At 58.7% G+C, this 19,759-nt stretch carries 10 protein-coding genes and 4 pseudogenes; 4 read left to right on the top strand and 10 right to left on the bottom strand.

Features of this window, described 5'->3' with window-relative positions:
- Positions 1–30 precede the first annotated feature (30 nt).
- The 5 genes and pseudogenes from M6E97_RS19665 to M6E97_RS19650 all read right to left on the bottom strand — a co-directional run.
- Positions 31–669: a hypothetical protein gene (locus M6E97_RS19665; RefSeq protein ID WP_003109444.1), complete on the bottom strand. Its 639-nt coding sequence runs from the start codon at positions 667–669 to the stop codon at positions 31–33.
- Positions 670–1,436: 767 nt separating this feature from the next.
- The gene (locus M6E97_RS19660) at positions 1,437–2,243 is read right to left on the bottom strand and encodes a hypothetical protein (RefSeq protein ID WP_235565026.1); all 807 of its coding nucleotides are present in this window, start codon (positions 2,241–2,243) and stop codon (positions 1,437–1,439) included.
- A gap of 144 nt (positions 2,244–2,387) precedes the next feature.
- Positions 2,388–2,534: pseudogene (locus tag M6E97_RS31240) on the bottom strand (DUF4236 domain-containing protein); the annotation flags it as partial.
- Between the two features lie 103 nt (positions 2,535–2,637).
- Positions 2,638–9,309, bottom strand: coding sequence for a DUF3320 domain-containing protein (locus tag M6E97_RS19655; RefSeq protein ID WP_049311175.1), 6,672 nt, complete (start codon positions 9,307–9,309; stop codon positions 2,638–2,640).
- A gap of 198 nt (positions 9,310–9,507) precedes the next feature.
- A pseudogene (locus tag M6E97_RS19650) lies at positions 9,508–9,630 on the bottom strand (transposase); the annotation flags it as partial.
- Positions 9,631–9,898: 268 nt separating this feature from the next.
- Here M6E97_RS19650 and M6E97_RS31235 point away from each other — a divergent pair.
- A complete protein-coding gene (locus M6E97_RS31235; protein WP_043158240.1) occupies positions 9,899–10,336 on the top strand; it encodes a MarR family winged helix-turn-helix transcriptional regulator in 438 nt (145 codons plus the stop codon).
- 141 nt (positions 10,337–10,477) lie between these two features.
- On the opposite strand, the gene M6E97_RS19645 is transcribed toward M6E97_RS31235, so the two are convergent.
- The 3 genes and pseudogenes from M6E97_RS19645 to M6E97_RS19635 form a co-directional block, all read right to left on the bottom strand.
- Complete coding sequence (locus M6E97_RS19645) at positions 10,478–11,023, bottom strand: TetR/AcrR family transcriptional regulator (RefSeq protein ID WP_049311174.1); 546 nt, start codon at positions 11,021–11,023, stop codon at positions 10,478–10,480.
- Positions 11,024–11,151: 128 nt separating this feature from the next.
- Positions 11,152–11,791: pseudogene (locus M6E97_RS19640) on the bottom strand (hypothetical protein).
- A gap of 47 nt (positions 11,792–11,838) precedes the next feature.
- Positions 11,839–15,405: an indolepyruvate ferredoxin oxidoreductase family protein gene (locus M6E97_RS19635; RefSeq protein WP_049311171.1), complete on the bottom strand. Its 3,567-nt coding sequence runs from the start codon at positions 15,403–15,405 to the stop codon at positions 11,839–11,841.
- Positions 15,406–15,594: 189 nt separating this feature from the next.
- Between M6E97_RS19635 and M6E97_RS31230 the strand changes: the two are divergent.
- The 3 genes and pseudogenes from M6E97_RS31230 to M6E97_RS19620 all read left to right on the top strand — a co-directional run.
- Positions 15,595–15,869, top strand: a pseudogene (locus tag M6E97_RS31230) (hypothetical protein); the annotation flags it as partial.
- A 56-nt stretch (positions 15,870–15,925) separates the two neighbouring features.
- Positions 15,926–16,852, top strand: coding sequence for a quinone oxidoreductase family protein (locus tag M6E97_RS19625; RefSeq protein WP_049311170.1), 927 nt, complete (start codon positions 15,926–15,928; stop codon positions 16,850–16,852).
- A gap of 353 nt (positions 16,853–17,205) precedes the next feature.
- Positions 17,206–18,117, top strand: coding sequence for a LysR family transcriptional regulator (locus M6E97_RS19620; RefSeq protein ID WP_049311169.1), 912 nt, complete (start codon positions 17,206–17,208; stop codon positions 18,115–18,117).
- Positions 18,118–18,191: 74 nt separating this feature from the next.
- On the opposite strand, the gene M6E97_RS19615 is transcribed toward M6E97_RS19620, so the two are convergent.
- Together M6E97_RS19615 and M6E97_RS19610 are read right to left on the bottom strand one after the other, a co-directional pair.
- Positions 18,192–18,740, bottom strand: a complete 549-nt coding sequence (locus M6E97_RS19615) for a glutathione peroxidase (protein WP_049311168.1) — start codon at positions 18,738–18,740, stop codon at positions 18,192–18,194.
- 40 nt (positions 18,741–18,780) lie between these two features.
- Positions 18,781–19,623 (bottom strand): SDR family oxidoreductase, encoded by an 843-nt coding sequence (locus tag M6E97_RS19610; RefSeq protein WP_033970170.1) that lies wholly within the window; start codon positions 19,621–19,623, stop codon positions 18,781–18,783.
- Between the last annotated feature and the right edge of the window lie 136 nt (positions 19,624–19,759).

Below are 19,759 nucleotides of genomic sequence, written 5' to 3'. Positions count from 1 at the left end.
CCGGGCGCCTTTCGCTTTTGTCCGTTAACTTCATAGTGGCGTGGTTTCGAACTTTATCTTTTGATAGTTCTCGAAAATGAACCTGTCTTCCGGCGACAGGGCCGTTTCGTCGAAGGGCAGGATCGCGCCGTCATGCATGACCTTGTAGTCGCGAGAGGTGATTTTCGTCTCCGCCGTGGTGAATGTACTCATGAAGCGCTTATGGGCATCCCCCTGGAACTCCTTCCTGTGCTGGAGGAAGTAGGCGAAGTCCATGTGCCCAACCATGAAGACGATGCTCCAGTCCTTCCTGGCGGCTATGTCCCATTTCCACATGGCGGAGAGTTTCCGCCTAATGGCCTGGTCGGACTCCCTCAGGGCCTTCTTGAGACAGTCGAAGGCGTAGGTACTGTCTATGTCGAATTCGCAGATGGTCAGGTAGTTCACGAACTTTTCGCCGAAGACACAACTGGAGCCGAGGGTGAAAATCTCGTATCCCGGGTAATACCTGCGAAAGAAATCAAGTTCCGTCAGGAACCAGTCTTCCAGTGCGGGTCGGCTGCTCTTTCCGTAGACGTTCTTGACGATGTCTGGCGTATATTCGAACCCTTCGCTGGTGCAGGTCAGAACGTTCTTCTCATCTTTGGCGATGACTATCCTGTTTTTTGCTCCTTTCGGTTCCTTTTTCATTTTTCTTGTCCTTCGAGCGTCTGTGGAGGCCGGTTTATCGTGTTTTGGAATCTCTGTTTTAGGTTTCGCTTTCCAGGGATATAAGACGCCTGCTTACCCTGGTAGTGAGTGTCTAGCTCAAATTCTTTTTCTGTGCTTGACGAAAAGTATGCGTTGGTTTCTCGGAGGCTCGTTTTCTTGGGCGGGGAGTTTCGAACCTGAATCCATGAATGTTTTCCTGCCAGCGTTCCAGAGCCTTGTTGGCGGCGGAATCGAACGGTCTCATTAAAAGATTCGGGAAATATCATTCCACGCGTCCGCAACCAAAAGGGCGGGCTGGCGAAGCTCGCCGGGTGCCGGTCACGGTAGGGGAGGGAGCAGCAAGGCGAGCCGGCAACAGGAAAGGCCCGGCGCTGGAGGAGCAGGCAAGGAACTGGGCAAAGAAAAAGCCCCTGAAATTCACTAGGAAAATCAGGGGCTTATCGTTTGCGTTTGGTGGAGCCGGGGGGATCCGACCTCGGTTTCAGGATCGGATCTTCAGCGCCTTGGGGATCAAGCCGAGAGCGGGCCGAGGCCCGGTGTTGTCTGGCTTTCTCAATGCTCAAACATAGGAAGGATTCTGCGAGCGTCAAGGACGGTACAAGAAAAACCGTAGTTGAGTGGCTAATTCTGGTTGGGTGGAATCGCTGCGCTATTGGGATTTGAACTAGTGAACTGACAGTAGGTTTTACAAGCGTTGCCTGACCAATGCTCAGCGATCTGCTCCTGTGGTAGCAAGTACGCAATGGCTACTGGCGCTCGCCTTTCGCTCTACCGATGCTGCCGATTGCCTGGGCGAAGCTGGATGTACGCCCTACACAGGAGATCTGGATGCGTTCGAGTAAGCCTGTATCGCTCGCAAATTGCACCTCTTCGTAGCGCACGACAGGCAGTTCTCGGTTGTTCTTGAAACGCCTGTCTGGGCCGCCTTTTTTGTTCACAAACTTCCAGGTTCTGCTGATGATCTCGGAGTCTTTCGGAACGGCGCCGTCTTCGATGAAGTTTGTCGTGGAGATGTCGATTCGCAGGTTTTCATAGGACACCGCGCCGACCCCGTTGGCTTCGAACACAAGCACCTTGTCCGGGAAGAAATAGAGGGTCTGGCGGCCCACGGGGATGCTGGGCGTGGCAACGTTGGTTTTTACTAAGGGCGGGTTTTGCAGTCCGAGTGCGATCGAGCTTCTGGTTACCAGGTGTCTGGCTCCGGCGTGGTACTTGCTATCAAGCACCTTCCCTTGAGCCTGAAGATGCCAGGTTGCGCGACAGCTTCGAACGCCGTCGAAGGCGGTATGCAATTGCTCGACAACACCGGCGAATTCCGACTCGAAGTCGTAGAGCATGACTGTTGTTTTTCTCAGCAGATCCCAGTAGTACGTTACGGCCATCAGCAGACCGCCAACGAGGAGCAGGGTAAGTAGTGCCCAGGGTGGTAGCTGCTTCGCTGAGAGGAGAAGCGCGCCAACGGTGAGTGCGGCGACGAAGGGCCAAAGGCGCAAGCGCTTTCGCTTGGTATTCAGCTCGTCGACGAGCGCTTGCGATGAGGAATCCACCATCAAGCCGATCTCGCCACTATCGATTTCCTTGAGGGGCTCGTGTGTATGCGATGGGATATCGACTAGCGGGGTAGGCGCTCTCGCCGGCTTGGGTGGTGCAATGGCAGGGGCCGAGCCATTGGATGGGAGGGTTTGGCGGTAGTAAAAGCCTCCGCGCCCCATGTGAATGTAATTGCCCCTCGGCCCAGTTCCAACCCGGAGGCCCTTAATACCGGCGGAAACACCAATTCCAGACTTCGAGAGGTTGAACCTGAACGGGCCCACTCTCACTGACTTACGCACTGACAATCCCATGTTCCCTCCGGGCTTTGAAACTGCCCCCTTGCAGCGGGGGCATCCCTCGATCGTACGGTCTTCTTGCGCAGCCAACTCTGTACCCTCGAGATCGACGAGCTGGTCAGGAGAACAACTGGTCGATCACGCCTTGGATTCTGGCCCGGGTTGATGCCGAGACTTTGCTCAGCCCGAGCTCTCGTGCCATGGCGTAGAGCAAGTCTTCGCCGACGAGGCTTTGGTCTGCCAATGCACGTGCCAAGGCAAGGAGCTCCAAGCTGCAGATCTCGTCGACAGGACGGGTGTGATCAGCGCCGGCCGGTCGGCGATACGCTACGGCTTCGCAGTTTGGTAAGCGGCTGGGCCAATAGAAGTGTCCAGCGTCATCTTCAACCTTGCGGTGTACGCGATCGGCCACGCTGACGACACGATCACGAATGCGTGCGCCAGTACGAGTCCAGCCATGTGCCCGGGCGATTCGGCGGGCGAGCGAGGTATCGAGGACGGGGCCTTCCTCTTCGACCACATGCTTGATCATCATCGCCAGGACAGTGTCATAGCGCGCATCGAAGAATGCATCCGGATCCACGCCTTCCACGGCGCTCAGCGGGTCGCTCCCTCGGTAGAAAGGGAAGGTTGTCGAAGTGCGTGCTGCGTCTGCCTGCATATCGGCGTAGCGCACGCTCGGCATGTCCAACGCCTCGTTCTCGGTTTCAGGTTCCACTGACTCATCAGGGGTTTTGAGCTGGGGACGGTCGACAGGGAGTGCTACAACGTTGTCGGCCAGCGGAGCTTGGTACTCGTACTCAGCGGCATTCGCGGCCAACTGCTCCTGGGCTTCACGAGCCGCACGTTGCTGACGGCTTTCGACCAACAGAGCCTCAAGGTGCTCATGGGTTTTCTGTGCCGTGCCCAAGGAGTCGATCCACCAGTCGGTCGACCAGATGCGCAGAATCTCCCAACCAAGACCTCGTAGCACTTGCTCGCGCAGCTTGTCCCGATCACGGGCTGTTGCGCTGCGGTGGTAGGTTGCTCCGTCGCACTCGACGCCGGCGAGGTAGCGCCCAGGCGCATCGGGGTCGACAACTGCGAGGTCGATGCGGAACGACGACACGCCGACTTGGGTGACGACCTGCCAGCCCTTTTGGCGAAGCGCATTCGCAACGGCTTCTTCGAAGGGGCTGTCGTAACCGCCCAGGCTTCCGGTATCGGCTCCCGCCAGTGCACGAGCGCCACGGTCGGCAAACTCGAGGAAGTGCTTGAGGTCGCGGACGCCGAAAGCTTGTGTGCGTGCCAGGTCGATCTTCTCGGCTCGCAGGGTGCTGAAGACGCGAAGTTCATGGCGAGCCCGGGTGACGGCGACGTTGAGCCGGCGCTCACCTCCCGTGCGATTGAGCGGGCCGAAGTTCATGGCAACGTTGCCCGCAGCATCGGGGCCGTAAGTGATCGAGAAGTACATGATGTCGCGCTCGTCACCCTGAACACTTTCCAGGTTTTTCACGAAGACGGGTTCAAGCTCGCTCTCCGAGAAGTAGCTTTCCAGCGCCGGGTCTTTTCGGCGTTCGGTGTCGAGCAGATCCTCGATCAGCTTTTGCTGTTCGCCGTTAAATGTCACGACGCCGATGGTCAGCTTGCTCTCTTTGAACCCAGGGCTACGCAACCGGCCGATCAGGTCAGCGACCAATGCCTTGGCCTCTGCAGGGTTGGTACGTGCAGAGCCTTTCTCGTACACCCCGTTGATGACGTGCAGGCTGACGGCACGATCATTTGTAACAGGGGAGGGGAAGGTCACCAGCTTGGACTCGTAGTAGCGCTGGTTCGAGAACGCAATCAGGCTTTCGTGTCGACTACGGTAGTGCCAGTTCAGGTTGCGGATCGGCAGGTTGGCACTGATGCATTCATCCAAAATGCTTTCGAGGTCGGCCTCGACATCAACGTCATCCTGGGTGGATTCGGCACGATCGAAGAAGGAGGTTGGGGGGAGCTGTTTGGGGTCGCCAACCATCACCACCTGCTTGCCACGAGCGATGGCGCCGATCGCATCCCATACAGGAATCTGTGAGGCTTCGTCGAAGATCACTACATCGAAGACGCTGGAGTTCGCTGCCAGGTACTGAGCGATGGAGAGCGGACTCATCAGCAAGCACGGCGTCAGCTTGGTGAGGGCATCGGGGATTTTGGACATCAGCTCGCGCAGCGGAAGGTGGCGCGTTTTCTTCGTGATTTCGTGCCGAAGGACGCCCCATTCCGAGTTCTTGCTCACCGAGTCCTGTGTGGGGAGCTCGGCACACAGGCGTGCGCGCAGCAAATCACGGGTCAGCGCGGTGAAGCGGTCGTCCAGGGCACGGAAGTCTCGAATGCGCTGCTCGTGTTCTACGCTCACGAATGTGCGAATGACAGGCTCGTGATCAACGGCCGTGTTCAACCACCAACGGGCATAGTTCGTTTCGAATGCCTTGCGCACAGAGCCTTGTGGAACATGCCCTGCTTTCAGCGCATCGACCAGCGGAAGCAGGCCGAGAGCGGATGCTTCATCGCATGCTTTCTTCCAGGCGCACCAGGCGTGCAGGCCATTGCCGGATTGCACGATCTGCTCACACTGCACATGCTGCTGACTCAGCTCCTGCTCCGTGAAGTCGGCCGCGTCCTCGGCCAAGAAATGCCCGGCGTCGACGAGCTTCTGCGTATGCGCGACGTACTTATCAAGCGACTCCAGCAACTGCCCGCCGGCCTGGGCCAACTGACCCTCGGGCTCGAGCAGGGCATTGGCGTCACCTAGCAAACGCCCCAACGCTGATTTGATGCCCTCGACATGTTCTGGTGTTTGCACAAGGGCAGAGATGGCGCTGGCGAGGTGGGCGTGGAACTTGAGTACGCGGGAGACCGTGTCTTCCTTCGTATGCAGGCCCAGCCACAGACCGGATGTCAGTTCTCGCAGGTCTGCCAGGTCGCTTAGTTCTCGCTCGATGGCTTCTCGCTGCCGGAGAATTTTCAGCTCACCTTGGAGCCACTCTCCACAGGCGCCGCTAGCAACGAGCTCATGCTCGTCCTCCAGGCGTCCTTCCTGCTGGATAGACCGTCTTCCGCGTTGGAAGGCCAGCGCAGCGTTGAGCGCTTTGGTTTGGGTCTGCAGTCCGGCCCAAAGCGATCCTGTCGCGGGGGTGAGTGGATTGAGTGTGGAAATCTCACCCTCGAGCGCCCGGACGTCTCGCATTCGCTCTAGCGTTTCCTTCAGTGCGAGGCCCGCCTGCCCCTGACTGATGAGGTCGAAGCCGTCGTCTGACCAAGCACGGCCTTCAACGCACGCAGCGAGCGAAGCCTGCAGGCGCATGACCACCGACAGAAGGGCTGGATCAGTGTTGTGACCCTTCCATACAGCGCTGGAAGAGGGCTCTGGATCAATGGCGTCGAGGCGAGCGCGGAGTTCACGAATGGTGATCCAGCGCTGAAGATCTTCCGCAATGGTCGTCGGCGCTGGCGTCGATTGAGTGCTCACCACTTGCCCGCGGATTCTGCGTTGGACAAGCCAGGATTTCGGCCACATCGATTTGCCGGCTTGATCCCACTCCTGCAGCAGAGCACGGACATCCAGTGCCTCAATGGCATCGGAGTAACCCACGGACAGCGTTTGCGTGACTCGTGCAACCTCTGCAAGGGTCTCCAGGCCCTGGTTGAGCAGAATCATGCTCGCTACTGGCCAGGGTTGGGGAAGACCAGATCTGAGCTCCGCATGCTGGGCCAGCAGTCCCAGTCCGCGTTGGCACTCCTCCAGCGTACTGGATGTCCAGAATGCGGGGAGCGTCTGGTTGAGCGTGCGGTGTTGCTCGATGAGTTTCAGGCCTGCATCCAGACGTTGCCCGATTGCACGGGAATCGGGACGGAGCACGAAGCTCCAGTTATGCCCTACGGCGGCGGGAAGGATCTTCGCCAACGCGGCCAGACCTTTGAGCGTCCTGGTATTGGCTGGCAGCGAGGGTAGGCCGGACATTTGGATGTAACGCTCACTGGCCTTTTGCACCGCATGGATGGCAGGGCCGAGCTCATGTGCCGCCTCGATCACCTGGTGCTGCCAGGTTGGAGACCAATCGTTGTTACCAATCAGATGCAGCGGGTGTTGGTTCAGCGTGCCGAAACCGACCGCCTGAGCATTGACTTCCAGGCGATCGGCGATCTCCCGCTTAGCGAGTAGATCCGCGGACTGATGCTGCGTGTGCGATGTCCACGCGAGATTAATCGGAGCGACATCCTGATTGGTGCTGACGATGCCGATGGCATCATAGATTGTGTACCCATTGGGGTAGCGCTCGTGCAGTCTCTCGGCATACTGGTTCAGCACATCACGATGCCCTTGCAGGCGTTGTGCCTCGGCCTGCCATGTGTCTGCGTCAGCAGTGCCACGGGCCTCCCAGGCGGAGTGCAGTTGGGCAAGGACTTCGGTTTTCTTCGACTTGTTCGAGTGAACCTCAAGGCAAAACTCACCCAGGCCTACCTCGCGTAGGCGCCGGTACACAACATCGAGCGCGGCGATCTTTTCGGAGACGAAAAGCACGCGTTTTTGCTGCGCAATGAACTGAGCAATCATGTTCACGATCGTCTGGCTTTTGCCGGTGCCGGGTGGCCCGATCAGAACGAAGTCGCGTCCCTGTGCTGCCGACAGCACCGCGGAGAGTTGTGACGAGTCAGAGGGAAGAGGGCAGAAGACCTGCTGAGGGCTGTATTGCGTGTCCAGCTTCCGCTCTTCCGGGAATGCCCCACCACCGCCGCCGTTGAATGCCTCGCGTGGGGTATCCAGCAGATGCTTAACCACGGGGCTCTGACGCAGCGCATCAGAGCGCTCCGAGAGATCTTTCCACATCAGGTATTTGGCGAACGAGAACATCGACAGGACGACATCTTCGCTGACCTCCCAGCCCTTGATGTCCTTGATCGCGTGGGCAACCGTTCTCCAGATCAACGCGACATCCAGACCTGAGTCGTCTTTCGGTAGCGCGCCATCTCCGATGCCCAGACTTAGCTCAAAGTCCTGACGGAGCATTTCCTGTAGGGTTGGGTTGAAGCGTGGCTCGTCGTCGTGAATCACCAGAGTAAAGCCTGCACGAGCGCTCTTTCGCTCAAGCGTTACCGGTACCAGTATTAGCGGCGCTCGATAGCGTTGGCTTTCTCTGTCCTCACGTGTCCAGGTCAGGAAGCCCAGCGCGAGGAACAGCGTGTTGGAGCCGCCTTCCTGCAGGTTCGTGCGGGCTCCCCGATATAGTTCGGTGAGGCGGGCATCGAGCTCAGTGACCGGCAGGCCTACGAACACTTCATTGCGCTTCAATGCATCCAAAGCATGCTGACGTCGAAGGTCTTCGCGTTCCCTTTCTTCGTGCAGGGCTTGATCGCGTGGGTCAGCACCTTCCATCAGGTCAGGACGTGTGTGCAGTTTGAGCTGCTGGCCACTGGCGAGGATGTCCTCAAGCGCCGCGGCATCGGGTGCCTCCAGGCGAACCGCTTTCTTGCCGGCCTTGAAGTTCAACAGGTTGTTGCGCAAGGACAGATCGAGCAGCTTGCGTTGCCAGCGGGCGAGGCGATCTTTGGGATCAAGTGACGCAACGTCAACTTCAACCGGGGCCTCGTCAGGCAGTTCGGGTGGCCAGTCGATGAGTAGTTCCTGGCCAGCCTGGTTCTGCTCACTACTAGCGGTACCAAGAGCAGGAGCTGCCTCTGCAGTGGCCAGTGGTTTGATCCGCTGCAGCCGGGCCCGCCGGATGTCCAGGGCGAGCTCAAATTCCTGCGCCTGGCCCTCAGCCAGATGTTGGGCACCGCGCTCTATGGCATAGGACAGTGACGGGATGTTGGGTTGGGTGATCAGTGTGGTCTCAAACAGCTTCAGCTCGTTGAGCTTCATGCGTTTGCGCAGCGCGGTGATGTCATCGACGGTACTGTTGGAGAACTCCTCGGCTTTGAGCCAGAAGCCCGAGAATGCATGGCCTCGAGTGAAGATCAGCAGCGGGTTCAGGCCTGCTTGCTCTAGCGCTGCACAGAACAGCAACGACAAGTCGAAGCACGTCGCCAGGCCACTCTCGAGGATGTGGCTTGGACTGCGCACTTTCTGGCCGAACTGCTCGAAACTAGCTGGGGGGAGGGCGTAGTCTAGTTTTAGGGACGCGACCGCGGCCCAGATCGCCGATGCAATCTCCCAGGCGTGCGCTGAGCCGCTGGAGTAACCGTTCAGCGCGGGGTTCTTGCCTTGGTCGCGCAGTAACTCCGCGGCCTTCTTCAGCAGCCGCTCAACCGCGAGGTCGTTAGGCTGGACGAAGGCCGCGGTCATGTCGGGAAGATGGGATAACCCGCCCCATTGATTGCGAGGGAGTAGCTCCAGAGTGAGTTCAAGACGGGTGACTTCTTGGCGCTCTTCGTCACCATTGCCCAGGGACGTCAGAACAAAGGTGACGGCCACTCTCTCTGCTTCAGTAAGCCGGGCAAGCAGGGCGCCATCGATCTGCAGATCGAGCCCTGGTATGGGAAGGAATGTGCCAGGGCCCAGCGCGTCGATATGCCAGGTCTTGGGCTTGAAGACGTGAGGGTCGGATAGGAGCTGAAGCTCCAGTATGCTGTACTTCTGATCACTGTCGTTGATCAGGCGCAGCTCTCGAATCACCGGTACCGAGTTCTGGAAGTCGGCCAGGTTGAGCTTGGCGACCAGCGTCGCTTGAATGCGGACGGTCTTTATCGCCTCCGGCTCGATAGCCTCTACGGTGGCGTGCGAATCCTGAGGCAGCTCGCGACCTGGCTGCTGAATAACCTCATCACTCATTTCGATCTCCTTGTCCAAACCTAGCGAAGTGGCCAGGCGGCGGAAAACTCTCGTGACGGGCTTACCCCCGGCGCGCGCTTCCCTACATCGCTTCATCCTATCTGGCTTCGACGGATGATGGCGAGTGGCCAAAGGGTTGAGTTGACGAGCTGTATTGCGTGGCAGTTTGAACCGGCTATCGCCCGTTCGCGAGATTCAGCTGTAAAGGCTATGCACCGACACGCCCAAACGCTCGGCTACTTCCGCAACGCGCAGGCCGCGCTCGGTCACTTGTCTGACCGCTTCGATTTTGAATTCTTTGGGGTAACGCTGGTTGCTCATGGCACCTCCTGATGGGCCTCATTATGAGGCTCGAAGGTGTCTACAAAACTAGGGGCGATTCAGGATGCTCCACCGGCACGTCGTCAGGTATGGGCAGCGTTACGCATGATGTCATCGATTGTTCATTGCGATAAACTTGAACAGTATTTTACATTTCGTTCATTATTTTAGGGCTCCTAATGCTGTCTGCCAGCAATGCCCCATGGCGAGAAATGACAGCTTCCAGTCTTTTCGATCAGATGGATTTGTTAGATAAGGTGGCAAACTGATGGTGCATTATTCAAATAAGAACTTCGTTCCTGGCCAGAATATAGGTTTCATGTTGGTCAAGGCGCGGAACATTGTCTCGTGTGAGGCGGATGCTGCCCTGAAGGAACTGGGGGTTACTGGGCAGCAAATGGGCGTGCTGTTAACTCTACGCCGAGGTGAGGCGATTACCTCGGCGGCGTTATCCAAGCTCTTCTGTATCGATACTGGTTCGGTTTCGCGAATGCTCGACCGGCTCGAGAGCAAGGGACTCGTTTGTCGCATCCGGAGTACCGAGGACCGTCGAGTGATCGTCCTGCACCTCACTACGAAGGGGGAGCGAATAGCTGACAGAGGGACTGAGTTCATAGTTCCTTTGCTGAATTCTCGGCTATCGAGATTCAGTGAGAAAGAGTTCTCCGAATTTTCCCGCTTTCTTCAGATGTTTCTATCTGACTGATCATTAGGGAAATAGGCTCTCAAGCGAGGTGGTTTTCCAGAATAAGCTGAATCGGCCAATTTTCTTTGCTTAGCCCCCTATGAAGACTGCACGTGGTACATCCGTCTTGGGGAGGCTAGATTCGCCATGCGCCGGCAGTACTCATTTTTGAAATTGCTCGTATGTAATACCCATTACTGCAAGTCGCGGCAGTACTTCGACCAACGTTTCGAGTCGGCAGCTTGGTAAGCGCCATTCCGGATAGTCGTCAAGAATGGCCATTACACTACGAACGACCACCGTCAGTTTTCCCTCATCCCTAGCGTACTGGCTCGACATTTGTTTTAAGATTTCCCTAAGATGCTCGATCTGAGACAGCCGAATCGCCATTATCGCGCTCTTTTGCTCGTTAGTGAGCTGGCGGAGTTCTAGGCGAGATAATATCTGCCTGCCGTGATGAGCAAGACTGAAGTGCACGTGTGAATGGATATATTGCCGTAAGCGCTGCAAGCCGCTGGCGTTATTCGGATCTTCTGCCCTGAGTGTGTCCAGTAGATCTGATTCATGCTCTTCAATCAGCTCGAACAGCAATGCCTGCTTGCTGTCCATGTGGTTGTATAGCGATCCGGCCTGCATGCCGAGAGCATTGGCGAGCTGGCGCAAGCTGACGCTCTGGAAGCCTTGCTCGACGAACAACTGGAGTGCCACTCGACGAAGTCTTTCGTGAGAGCTAGTCTGTTCGACCTGTTGCGGCTTTGCGTGTTCCCCGTGCCGATATAGCATCGATTCGGCGGCTGGGCAGTCGGACTTGGCAGGCGATATGGCTAATTTCACGATTAATCTCGATGCAGCGTCAAGGCAAGCTCCAGGCCTCCGCCGATGTACAACGTGGCAAGGCCCTTCCTGGCATCGCGGCGGTTCATTTCGCACAGGAGGGTAACCAGTACCTGGCTGCCGGAAAGGCCAATCGGGTAGTCAAGAGCGATGCCCCCATCATTGACATTGACTTTGTCGATGTCCCAACCCGGCTTCCCGCCAACTGAAAGAGCCTGCACGGCGAAGGCTTCGTCGGCTTCTATCAGGTCGAGATCGGCCAATTCCCAGCTGGCCTTTTCCAGGTATTTGCGGCTGGCTGGGAGCGGACAACACCCATCACTCCCATCACGGCAGCGGATCGTCTGGGGCCGCCGTGGCGACAGTCTCAGACTTGACCCGCACAGCTTACTCACGGACGGGCACGATATAAGGCAGCCCGGCGGTGATTGCCGCCCGGCGTGCCGGATTCTGTCCGCAGCTCTCGGTAAGCACCTGGCCGAGAGTCACTTCATCTAAGTAGGTTGGAGCCACGCCTGTTTTTTCTAGCAGGGTGCGGATTACGGCGCTGCCTAGTTTGACTGCACTGAAGTCGGCCAGGCTGTCCTGGATGGCACCGATGGCACCGATGGCAGTACGATCGGCGACGACGACGTCTTGCATACTATCTCTCCGCATAAAACTGGCTCCGGCTCGAGCTCTCGTCTTGGTCACAGCTGGGTGACTTGGATACGTGCACTCATGCCAGTTGGCTGAGTGGCGTCGTGGAACTGTGCTTCACCACGCAACCGGGCTAGCAATTGTGTCTTGCGCGTTTCGGCGTGGGCTAGATAGCGCTCCTTGACCGGGCCATAGCCGCGTACGGCATCCGGCAATCGAGCTAGTTCCAAGGCGGTGGCGAGGTTGTCGGCAGTGAATCGGGCCAGCACTTCGTCGAGGATCGCCTCGTAGCTTTCCAGCCATGCGCGCTCGACCTTGCGCTCATGGGTGCGGGCGAAGGGGTCGAGCCAGGTGTTACGCAGGCGACGGAAACGGCTGAGCAGGCGTAAGCCTTTGAGCATCCAGGGACCGAAGCTGCGCTTGGCCGGTTCCACACCCGGTGCGGTCTTGTTGAGCAGTGGCGGAGCCAGATGGAAGTTCAGGTGGTAATCGCCTTCGAAGGTTGCCTCGATCTTACGAATGAACTCGTCGTTGGCGAATAGACGGGCCACTTCATACTCGTCCTTGATCGCGAGTGCCTTGAAGTAATTGCGCGCCACTGCCTCGGTGAGGGCGCCGGGCTGGCCATTGAGGGTGCTTTCCGCGACGCTGAAGCGTTCGACGCGCTTGCGGTAGCGCTCGGCATAGGCTGCGTCTTGATAATCGGTCAGTATGTCGGTGCGCCGAGCAACGATCTCGTCCAGGGTCTGCGTCAATTGCCGGTCGCGGCTCTGGACTCTGCCCGCTGCGAGCAACTGGTGTACTCGTTGTGAGTCAGCTGCGGAGCGGCGGCCCCAAACGAAGGCAGTACGATTGAACTCAACCGCCGTGCCGTTAAGTTCGATGGCCTCCAGCAAGGCCGTCTCCCCCACCGGCAACCAGCCTTTCTGGTAGGCATAGCCGAGCATGAAGGTATTGGTGGCGATGGAGTCGCCCATCAGAGCGGTAGCGATGGCGCTGGCATCGACGAATTCCGCCCGCTCCGCGCCGACTGCTTCGTTGATCTGTGCGGCCATTTCGGGACTGCGGAAGCGCGGGTCGGGGTTTTCCAGCAGGTCACCGGATTCTGCCTGGCGGGAGAAGGTGCGGACGAAGGCGCTGGTGATGCTTTCCTCGCTGTTGATCAGAGCGTGACTAACGCCCTGGCGTAGCTTGGCCAGGGTCTCTGTGTTGGCGCTTACCACCAGGTCGCAGCCCAGCAACAGGCTGGCCTCGCCCTCTGCGATACGGGGGGCGAACAGTTGTTCCTGGCGAGCGGCGATGCGGATGTGTGACCAAACCGCGCCACCTTTCTGCGCCATCCCGGCCATGTCCAGGTTCAGCACGCCCTTGCCCTCGATGAAGGCTGCCATACCCAGGAGGGCGCCGATGGTGACTACTCCGGTACCACCGACGCCGGTGACTAAGATGCTGTAGGGCTGTCCGAGGTCGGGCAGCAGCGGCTGGGGAAGCTCCCAGACATCCCCGGCGCTCTGCACCAGCGCTTTGGGCTTGCGCAGCCGGCCGCCTTCGACGGTGACAAAGCTTGGGCAAAATCCAGAGAGGCAGGTGAAGTCTTTGTTGCAGGACGACTGGTCAATCGCTCGCTTGCTACCGAACTCGGTCTCCACTGCGACTACCGACATGCAGTTGGACTTATTACTGCAATCGCCGCAGCCTTCGCAAACCGCCTCGTTGATCACCACCCGCCGCGCCGGATCGGGAAATTTGCCGCGCTTGCGACGGCGGCGCTTCTCGGCAGCACAGGTTTGGTCATAGATGATCGCGGAGACACCGGGAAACTCACGCAACTGCTTCTGTACTTCTTCCATCAGGTCGCGGCGTAGGACCGGTACCCCGGCTGCTAGGTCGTGTACTTCCTGGTATCTGTCCGGATCGTCGCTGACCACCACGATTCGCTGAACGCCTTCGGCGGCGAGTTGGCGGGAGATCTGCGCCACGCTCAAGCTGCCGTCCACCGGTTGCCCTCCGGTCATCGCCACAGCATCGTTGTAGAGGATTTTGTAGGTGATCGATACTTTGGCCGCCACGGCTGCACGGATGGCTAGCAGGCCAGAGTGGAAATAGGTGCCATCGCCGAGATTGGCGAACACGTGGCGGGTTTCTGTGAATGGCGCCTGGCCGACCCAGGCCACGCCTTCGCCGCCCATCTGGCTGAAGGTCTCGGTGCGCGGATAGATCCAGGCCGCCATGTAATGGCAGCCGATGCCTGCCAGAGCTCGGCTGCCTTCTGGTACTTTAGTCGAGGAGTTGTGAGGACATCCGGAGCAGTAGTGCGGTACCCGCTCCATCAGGTTGCTCAATTGTTGCTTGCAACCGAGTTGGGCATCTAGCACCGCCAGGTGCATCTGTAGCGAACCGTGCGGGTGCAAACGCAAGATGCGCTTGGCCAAGGCGCGGGCGATCTGCGCTGGCGTCAGGTCGTTGATTGCCGGCAGCAGCCAATCGGTGTGCGGCAGGCTCCATTCGCCCTTGTCGTCGAACTTGCCGACGATGCGCGGGCGCACATCTTCGCGCCAGTTGTACAGCTCCTCCTTGAGCTGGTACTCGATCATGTGGCGCTTTTCCTCGACCACTACGATCTCTTCCAGCCCTTCGGCGAACTGGCGCACCCCCTCTGCCTCCAGCGGCCAGACCATGCCGACCTTGTAGACTCGCAGGCCGATCCGCTCGGCCTGCTCCTGGTCGATTCCGAGGATGTCCAGCGCCTGGCACACATCCAGATAGGACTTGCCGGAGGTGATGATGCCGATGCGTGCCCGACTCGAGTCCAGAGTCACTCGGTTGAGGCCGTTGGCTCGGGCATAGGCGGCTGCTGCGTAGAGTTTGTGCTCCAGCAAGCGCTGTTCCTGGGCCAGCGGAGGGTCTGGCCAGCGGATATTGAGGCCGCCTTCAGGCAGGGCGAAATCGGGAATGACTGGCTTCACGCGATTGATGTCAAGGTCGACGATAGCCGCGCTTTCTACGGTGTCGGCCACCGCCTTGAGCGCTACCCAGCACCCGGAGTAACGCGACATGGCGAATCCGTGCAGACCATAGTCGAGGTACTCCTGTACGCCGGACGGTGCCAGCACCGGCATCATCACGGCCTTGAAAATGTGTTCGGTCTGATGCGGAAGCGAGGACGAGCGCGCGCCATGGTCATCGCCGGCAATGGCCAGCACGCCGCCGAAGCGTGAGGTACCGGCGGCATTGGCGTGGCGGAACACATCACCGCAGCGATCCACGCCGGGGCCCTTGCCGTACCAGATGCCAAACACGCCGTCGTGCTTGGCGCCGGGGAACAGGTTGACCTGCTGGGTACCCCACAGCGAGGTGGCCGCGAGGTCTTCATTGACCCCCGGCTGGAACAATACCTGGTGCTGCTTGAGGTGGTCGCGGGCTTTCCACAGCGCCTGGTCGAAGCCACCGAGGGGGGAGCCGCGATAGCCGGAGATAAAGCCTGCTGTGTCGAGGCCGTTGTCGAGGTCGCGCTGGCGTTGCATCAACGGTAGCCGGACCAGTGCCTGGATCCCTGTCATAAGGGCCTTTCCGGTCTTCTGGGCGTACTTGTCTTCCAGGGAGAGTGGTGTGCTCACGGCTAACCTCCAATGGTTCTTGTCGTTGCGACCGCGCCAGGACGTATCGCATTTTATTGAACGAAGTATTGGTTAGTGTTCATTTTTTGTTGAGTGATAAAAATTACTTACAGGTATCTGAAAATCTAATACCTTGGTTTCGTCTGTGCCTTTCGGTAATGGATTTCTGCGTTTCGGCGATACCCGATTGGCGCCGGCGCGGCGTTCGACATCGCAGCGTTCCTTATCGCCCGATACTTTGGCATGCGTGATTACGCTCGCTTGTTCGGCGTGTACCTGGGGCTGGTTACCGCTGGCGCTGCTGCCGCGCCCTTGCTGTTTGCCTTGTTGTTCCTGATCAGTGATAGCCACGCTTCTAGTTCGCCTGCTTCCTGATCGGCCCGTTGTTGTTGCTGACGCTGGGGGTATCCACACTTCAGGCGGGGCAGCGTAGTGCACGGATAATTTTCTGGACAAATTATTAAAATATGTTCAATTAGTCTGCTTCTGAGTTCGTGTAGAAAAACAAGAAGGAGGCTGTATGCGTGCTGCTGTGATTTCCGAACGCAATGCCCTACCGTTGGTGGGTGATTTCTGTGAGCCCGAGTTGCAGGACGGCGCGGTCCTGATCGACGTCGACACCGCCGGTCTCGGTGGCTGGGATGTGCTCGGTGCCTACCGCCTAGGGGTTGAGTATCCCTGCGTGATTCGTGGAGAGGGCGTGGGGCACGCTAGCGATGGCCGCCGCGTGTATTTTGGTGAGCGCTCGGTAGCGCCATTCGGGGCCTGGGCCGAGCGTACCCTGGTACCTGCTCCCGAGGTGTGGGAGGTACCGGACGACGTCGACGACAAGACCGCCATCAGCATGGGCATCGCCGCTACTGGGGCCATAGTGCCGTTGGAGAAAGCCGAGATCCAGAAGGGCGAGAAAGTGCTCATCCTGGGGGCCACCGGTACCCTGGGTCAGATCGCTTTACAACTGGCGCGTGGTATGGGGGCGGGTAAAGTGGTGGGTGCCGCACGCTCGGAGCAAGCCCTGTTGGGCCTGAAATCACGCGGTATAGCTGATGAGGTGGTAACTCTGGGGAGGGCGGACGACGTGTCCGCACTTAAGGATGCCGCCGACGGTGGGTTCGATGTGGTCCTCGATCTGGTCTGTGGCCAACCGTTGCTCACCGCCCTGAAGGCCACCAACTGGGGGGCGCGGATTATGACTATCGGTACCGGGGCGGGCCGGCAGGTCAACCTGGACATTGCCGACCTGCTGTTTCGCTCGTTGTCTTGTATAGGCACCGGTCAGCGTCCACCGATCGAGCGTGAGCAGATCTGGCGGCGTCTCCTGAAGATCGCCAAGGAGCAGGAAATTTGGATTGACTATATGGACTACACCCTGGACCAGGCCGCTGAAGCCTGGGCAGCACAAGCGGCCGGCCCGCACGCGAAGATCACTGCACGCATCAAACGCTGAGCCGTTTGGGTGCCGCGATCCGCATCCTGGCGTTAAGAAGCCTAATGCTTGCTGGGGTGCGGAGCGGACTGTACTGCCGCTCCGCTAAGAGGGACTGTAATTGTTGCGCTGGCGACGGAACTCCTCTGCTATCAATCCGGCTTCGATGCGAAAGGCTGCGGTGAAAGCAGCGGCATTCTGGAAACCGGCACCATAGGCGACCTGCTCGATCAGCAAATGCCTGTTGGCTAGCAACTGAAAGGTGAACGGTCGCAGGAACACCGGGCACAGCGGTGTTTTCGTCTAAGCCCAACTCTAACCAGCGCGATCACGAAGGCGATTCGTAAAAATAAGGGGCGTGTATCGGAAAGCAGATGGTAAAAGGCAAGGACATCTCCATGCGGCAACTCCGTTACTTCGTAGCGGCAGCTGACGCCGGCCAGTTCTCCCAGGCCGCACTCAAGGTGCATGTATCGCAATCGGCAATCACTGCGGCCGTCCTGCAGCTTGAGGAAACGTTGGGGGCTAGTCTGTTCGAGCGCTTACCTTATGGAGTGGCACTGACTGCCGAGGGGCACAAGTTTGCCCTGCATGCCCGACATATTCTAGATACCCTGCAGGATGCCCTCAGTGAGCCGCTGTTGCTCGGTCATTCGATGCAGGGAGTCGTGAGGGTCGGGGCGTCTTACACGGTGCTAGGCTACTTCCTACCGGCGCTTTTGGCGCGCTTCAAGCGCAGTTACCCTCAAGTGGAAATCGACCTCATCGACATGGACCGTTCAAGCATCGAGGCTGCAGTGGCCGACGGTTGCCTTGACCTGGGGTTGGCGATCACCTCCAACAGTCAGGATCTGTCCCGCTTCGAGCATCATGTACTGATCCGTTCTCGGCGCCAGCTCTGGCTTGCTAGCCAGCATCCTCTGATGACGGCGAGCTCCGTCACTCTCGAGGATGTCGCCGGGCACGCCTATATTCTGGCCACAGTGGACGAGGGGGATGTCTCGACTAACCGTTACTGGGAGGCGCAGGGGCTAGCGCCACAGGTGGCGTTCCGCACCTCTTCGATGGAAGCCCTGCGTGGTCTAGTGGCGCACGGTTTTGGCGTCGCCATCCTGTCCGACATGCTTTATCGCGCCTGGTCCCTGGAGGGCAAGAAAATCGAGGCGCGTCCATTAGCCGATGCCATTCCGCCCATGGAACTCGGATTGGTTTGGCATCCCGACGCCGACCTACCGGAGCCCGCCCAGGCATTCCGGCAGTTCCTGATCATGGCATGTGCTTCCTAAACGCGCTGGTAGACATCGGCCGAGAGGGAGTGCACAGCCCGCCTCGGCTCGATGCATGCGATCAGGGGCAGTTTCTAGTGCTTGTTCAGCTCGATTTCGATGGCCTGAAGTAGACGCGGATCGTCCGTCGCCACATCCGGGGCGAAGCGGCCAACCACCTGTCCGTCACGGCTGACCAGGAACTTCTCGAAGTTCCACAGTACCGCGGGAATCGGTCCGGCTTCTATGCCATAGCCTTTGAGACGTTCACGCATCGGACCTTCGCCAACGGTGTGTGGTTGTGCCTCCGTCAGCAGCCGATACAGGGGATGGCGGTTTTCGCCGGTCACCGCGATCTTGGAGAACAGGGTGAACTGGACGGCGTAGTTCAGTTCGCAGAATGCCTTGATTTCCTCGTCGCTGCCGGGCTCCTGTTCCTTGAAGTCATTTGCTGGAAAGCCCAGGATCTCGAGCCCGGCCGCACCCTTGTCCTCGTAGAGCTTTTCCAGACCAGCATACTGGGGGGTGAGCCCGCACTTCGAAGCAACGTTCACCACCAGCAGTACCTTACCCTTGAAGCGCTTGAGCGTCAGGGCATCGCCTTCGATGCTCTTGAGAGGGATGTCGTAGATCGCCTGGGTCATGTTGTTCTGCTCCTTTCGTTTGAGGCGGGGATCGGTTCTCTCAGGCTTGTTCGTTGCGTTTCCGGGCTGTTTCGACGAAATCGCGCTTGAGAGTCGGGAAATAGGCTATCTGCCCACCCATGCCGCCGCTGATATCGATGGACGCGGCGCTGATGAACGCAGCGTACTCACTGGCCAGGAACAGAGCCATGCCGGCGACGTCCTCAGGCTTGCCGAAGCGGCCGAGTGGAACCACCTTGAGTACCATCTCGTTGAACTCCTCGCGGCTTACGCCTGGTGGCATCTCTTTGTAATGGCGCTCCCACTGCCCGGTGTCGATCCAGCCCATGTTCAGGCTGTTGACGAGGATGTTGTCTCGCGCCAGGGACATGCCCAGTGAGCGCGAGAGGGCGATGCAGGAGGCTCGATTGATCACCGAGGGGATGCCGTCCGGGGTGGGCACGCTCCCGGCGAGGGCGTTGATTTCTATGATCCGTCCCCAGTGCTGAGCGCGCATGTATGGAACCACTGCCTGGACGAAACGATAGTGACCCATCTGCAGGATATTGGCGTGTTCGAGGATGGCCTCTGGCGTCAGGGTGTCCAGGTTGCCGCCTTTGCCTTGACCTGCATTGTTGACCAGGACGTCCACTCCGCCCCAGGTCTCGGCCACCTCGGTGACAAATGCCTTGACTCTCGTTGTATCGGTGACATCGACGGCACGAGCAATGACGGCCTGCGCGGTTCTTTGCAGTTCCTGGCCAGCGCTCGTCACAGCTTCCAAGGTGCGGGCGCAAATAGCCACTTTCGCGCCTTCGTCGGCAAATGCTTGGGCGATTGCCTTACCAATGCCTCGCGACGCGCCGGTCACGATGACTCGTTTACCTCTGAGGTCGATGTGCATGGAGTCTCCTGTTGTTGCCGATGGCCGAAGGTATCCGATGGATGCCAGCCTGTTGAGCCGCATTAAATCCTAGGGAGCGGGTTTTTTAAAGAAAATATTGAACAAAAAAACTCGTTGTGTTTATTTTGTGTTCGCC

It is taken from the genome of Pseudomonas sp. B111 (assembly GCF_026428275.1).
Lineage (GTDB): Bacteria > Pseudomonadota > Gammaproteobacteria > Pseudomonadales > Pseudomonadaceae > Pseudomonas > Pseudomonas aeruginosa.
Note: the sequence above shows the minus strand (reverse complement) of the source record. Positions and strands in the feature narration are given on the sequence as shown.

Coding starts and splice junctions, on each gene's coding strand:
- M6E97_RS19615 (WP_049311168.1), bottom strand. CDS start 18,740: ATGACCCAGGCGATCTACGACATCCCTCTCAAGAGCATCGAAGGCGAT.
- M6E97_RS19620 (WP_049311169.1), top strand. CDS start 17,206: ATGGTAAAAGGCAAGGACATCTCCATGCGGCAACTCCGTTACTTCGTA.
- M6E97_RS31235 (WP_043158240.1), top strand. CDS start 9,899: ATGGTGCATTATTCAAATAAGAACTTCGTTCCTGGCCAGAATATAGGT.
- M6E97_RS19665 (WP_003109444.1), bottom strand. CDS start 669: ATGAAAAAGGAACCGAAAGGAGCAAAAAACAGGATAGTCATCGCCAAA.
- M6E97_RS19610 (WP_033970170.1), bottom strand. CDS start 19,623: ATGCACATCGACCTCAGAGGTAAACGAGTCATCGTGACCGGCGCGTCG.
- M6E97_RS19655 (WP_049311175.1), bottom strand. CDS start 9,309: ATGAGTGATGAGGTTATTCAGCAGCCAGGTCGCGAGCTGCCTCAGGAT.
- M6E97_RS19625 (WP_049311170.1), top strand. CDS start 15,926: ATGCGTGCTGCTGTGATTTCCGAACGCAATGCCCTACCGTTGGTGGGT.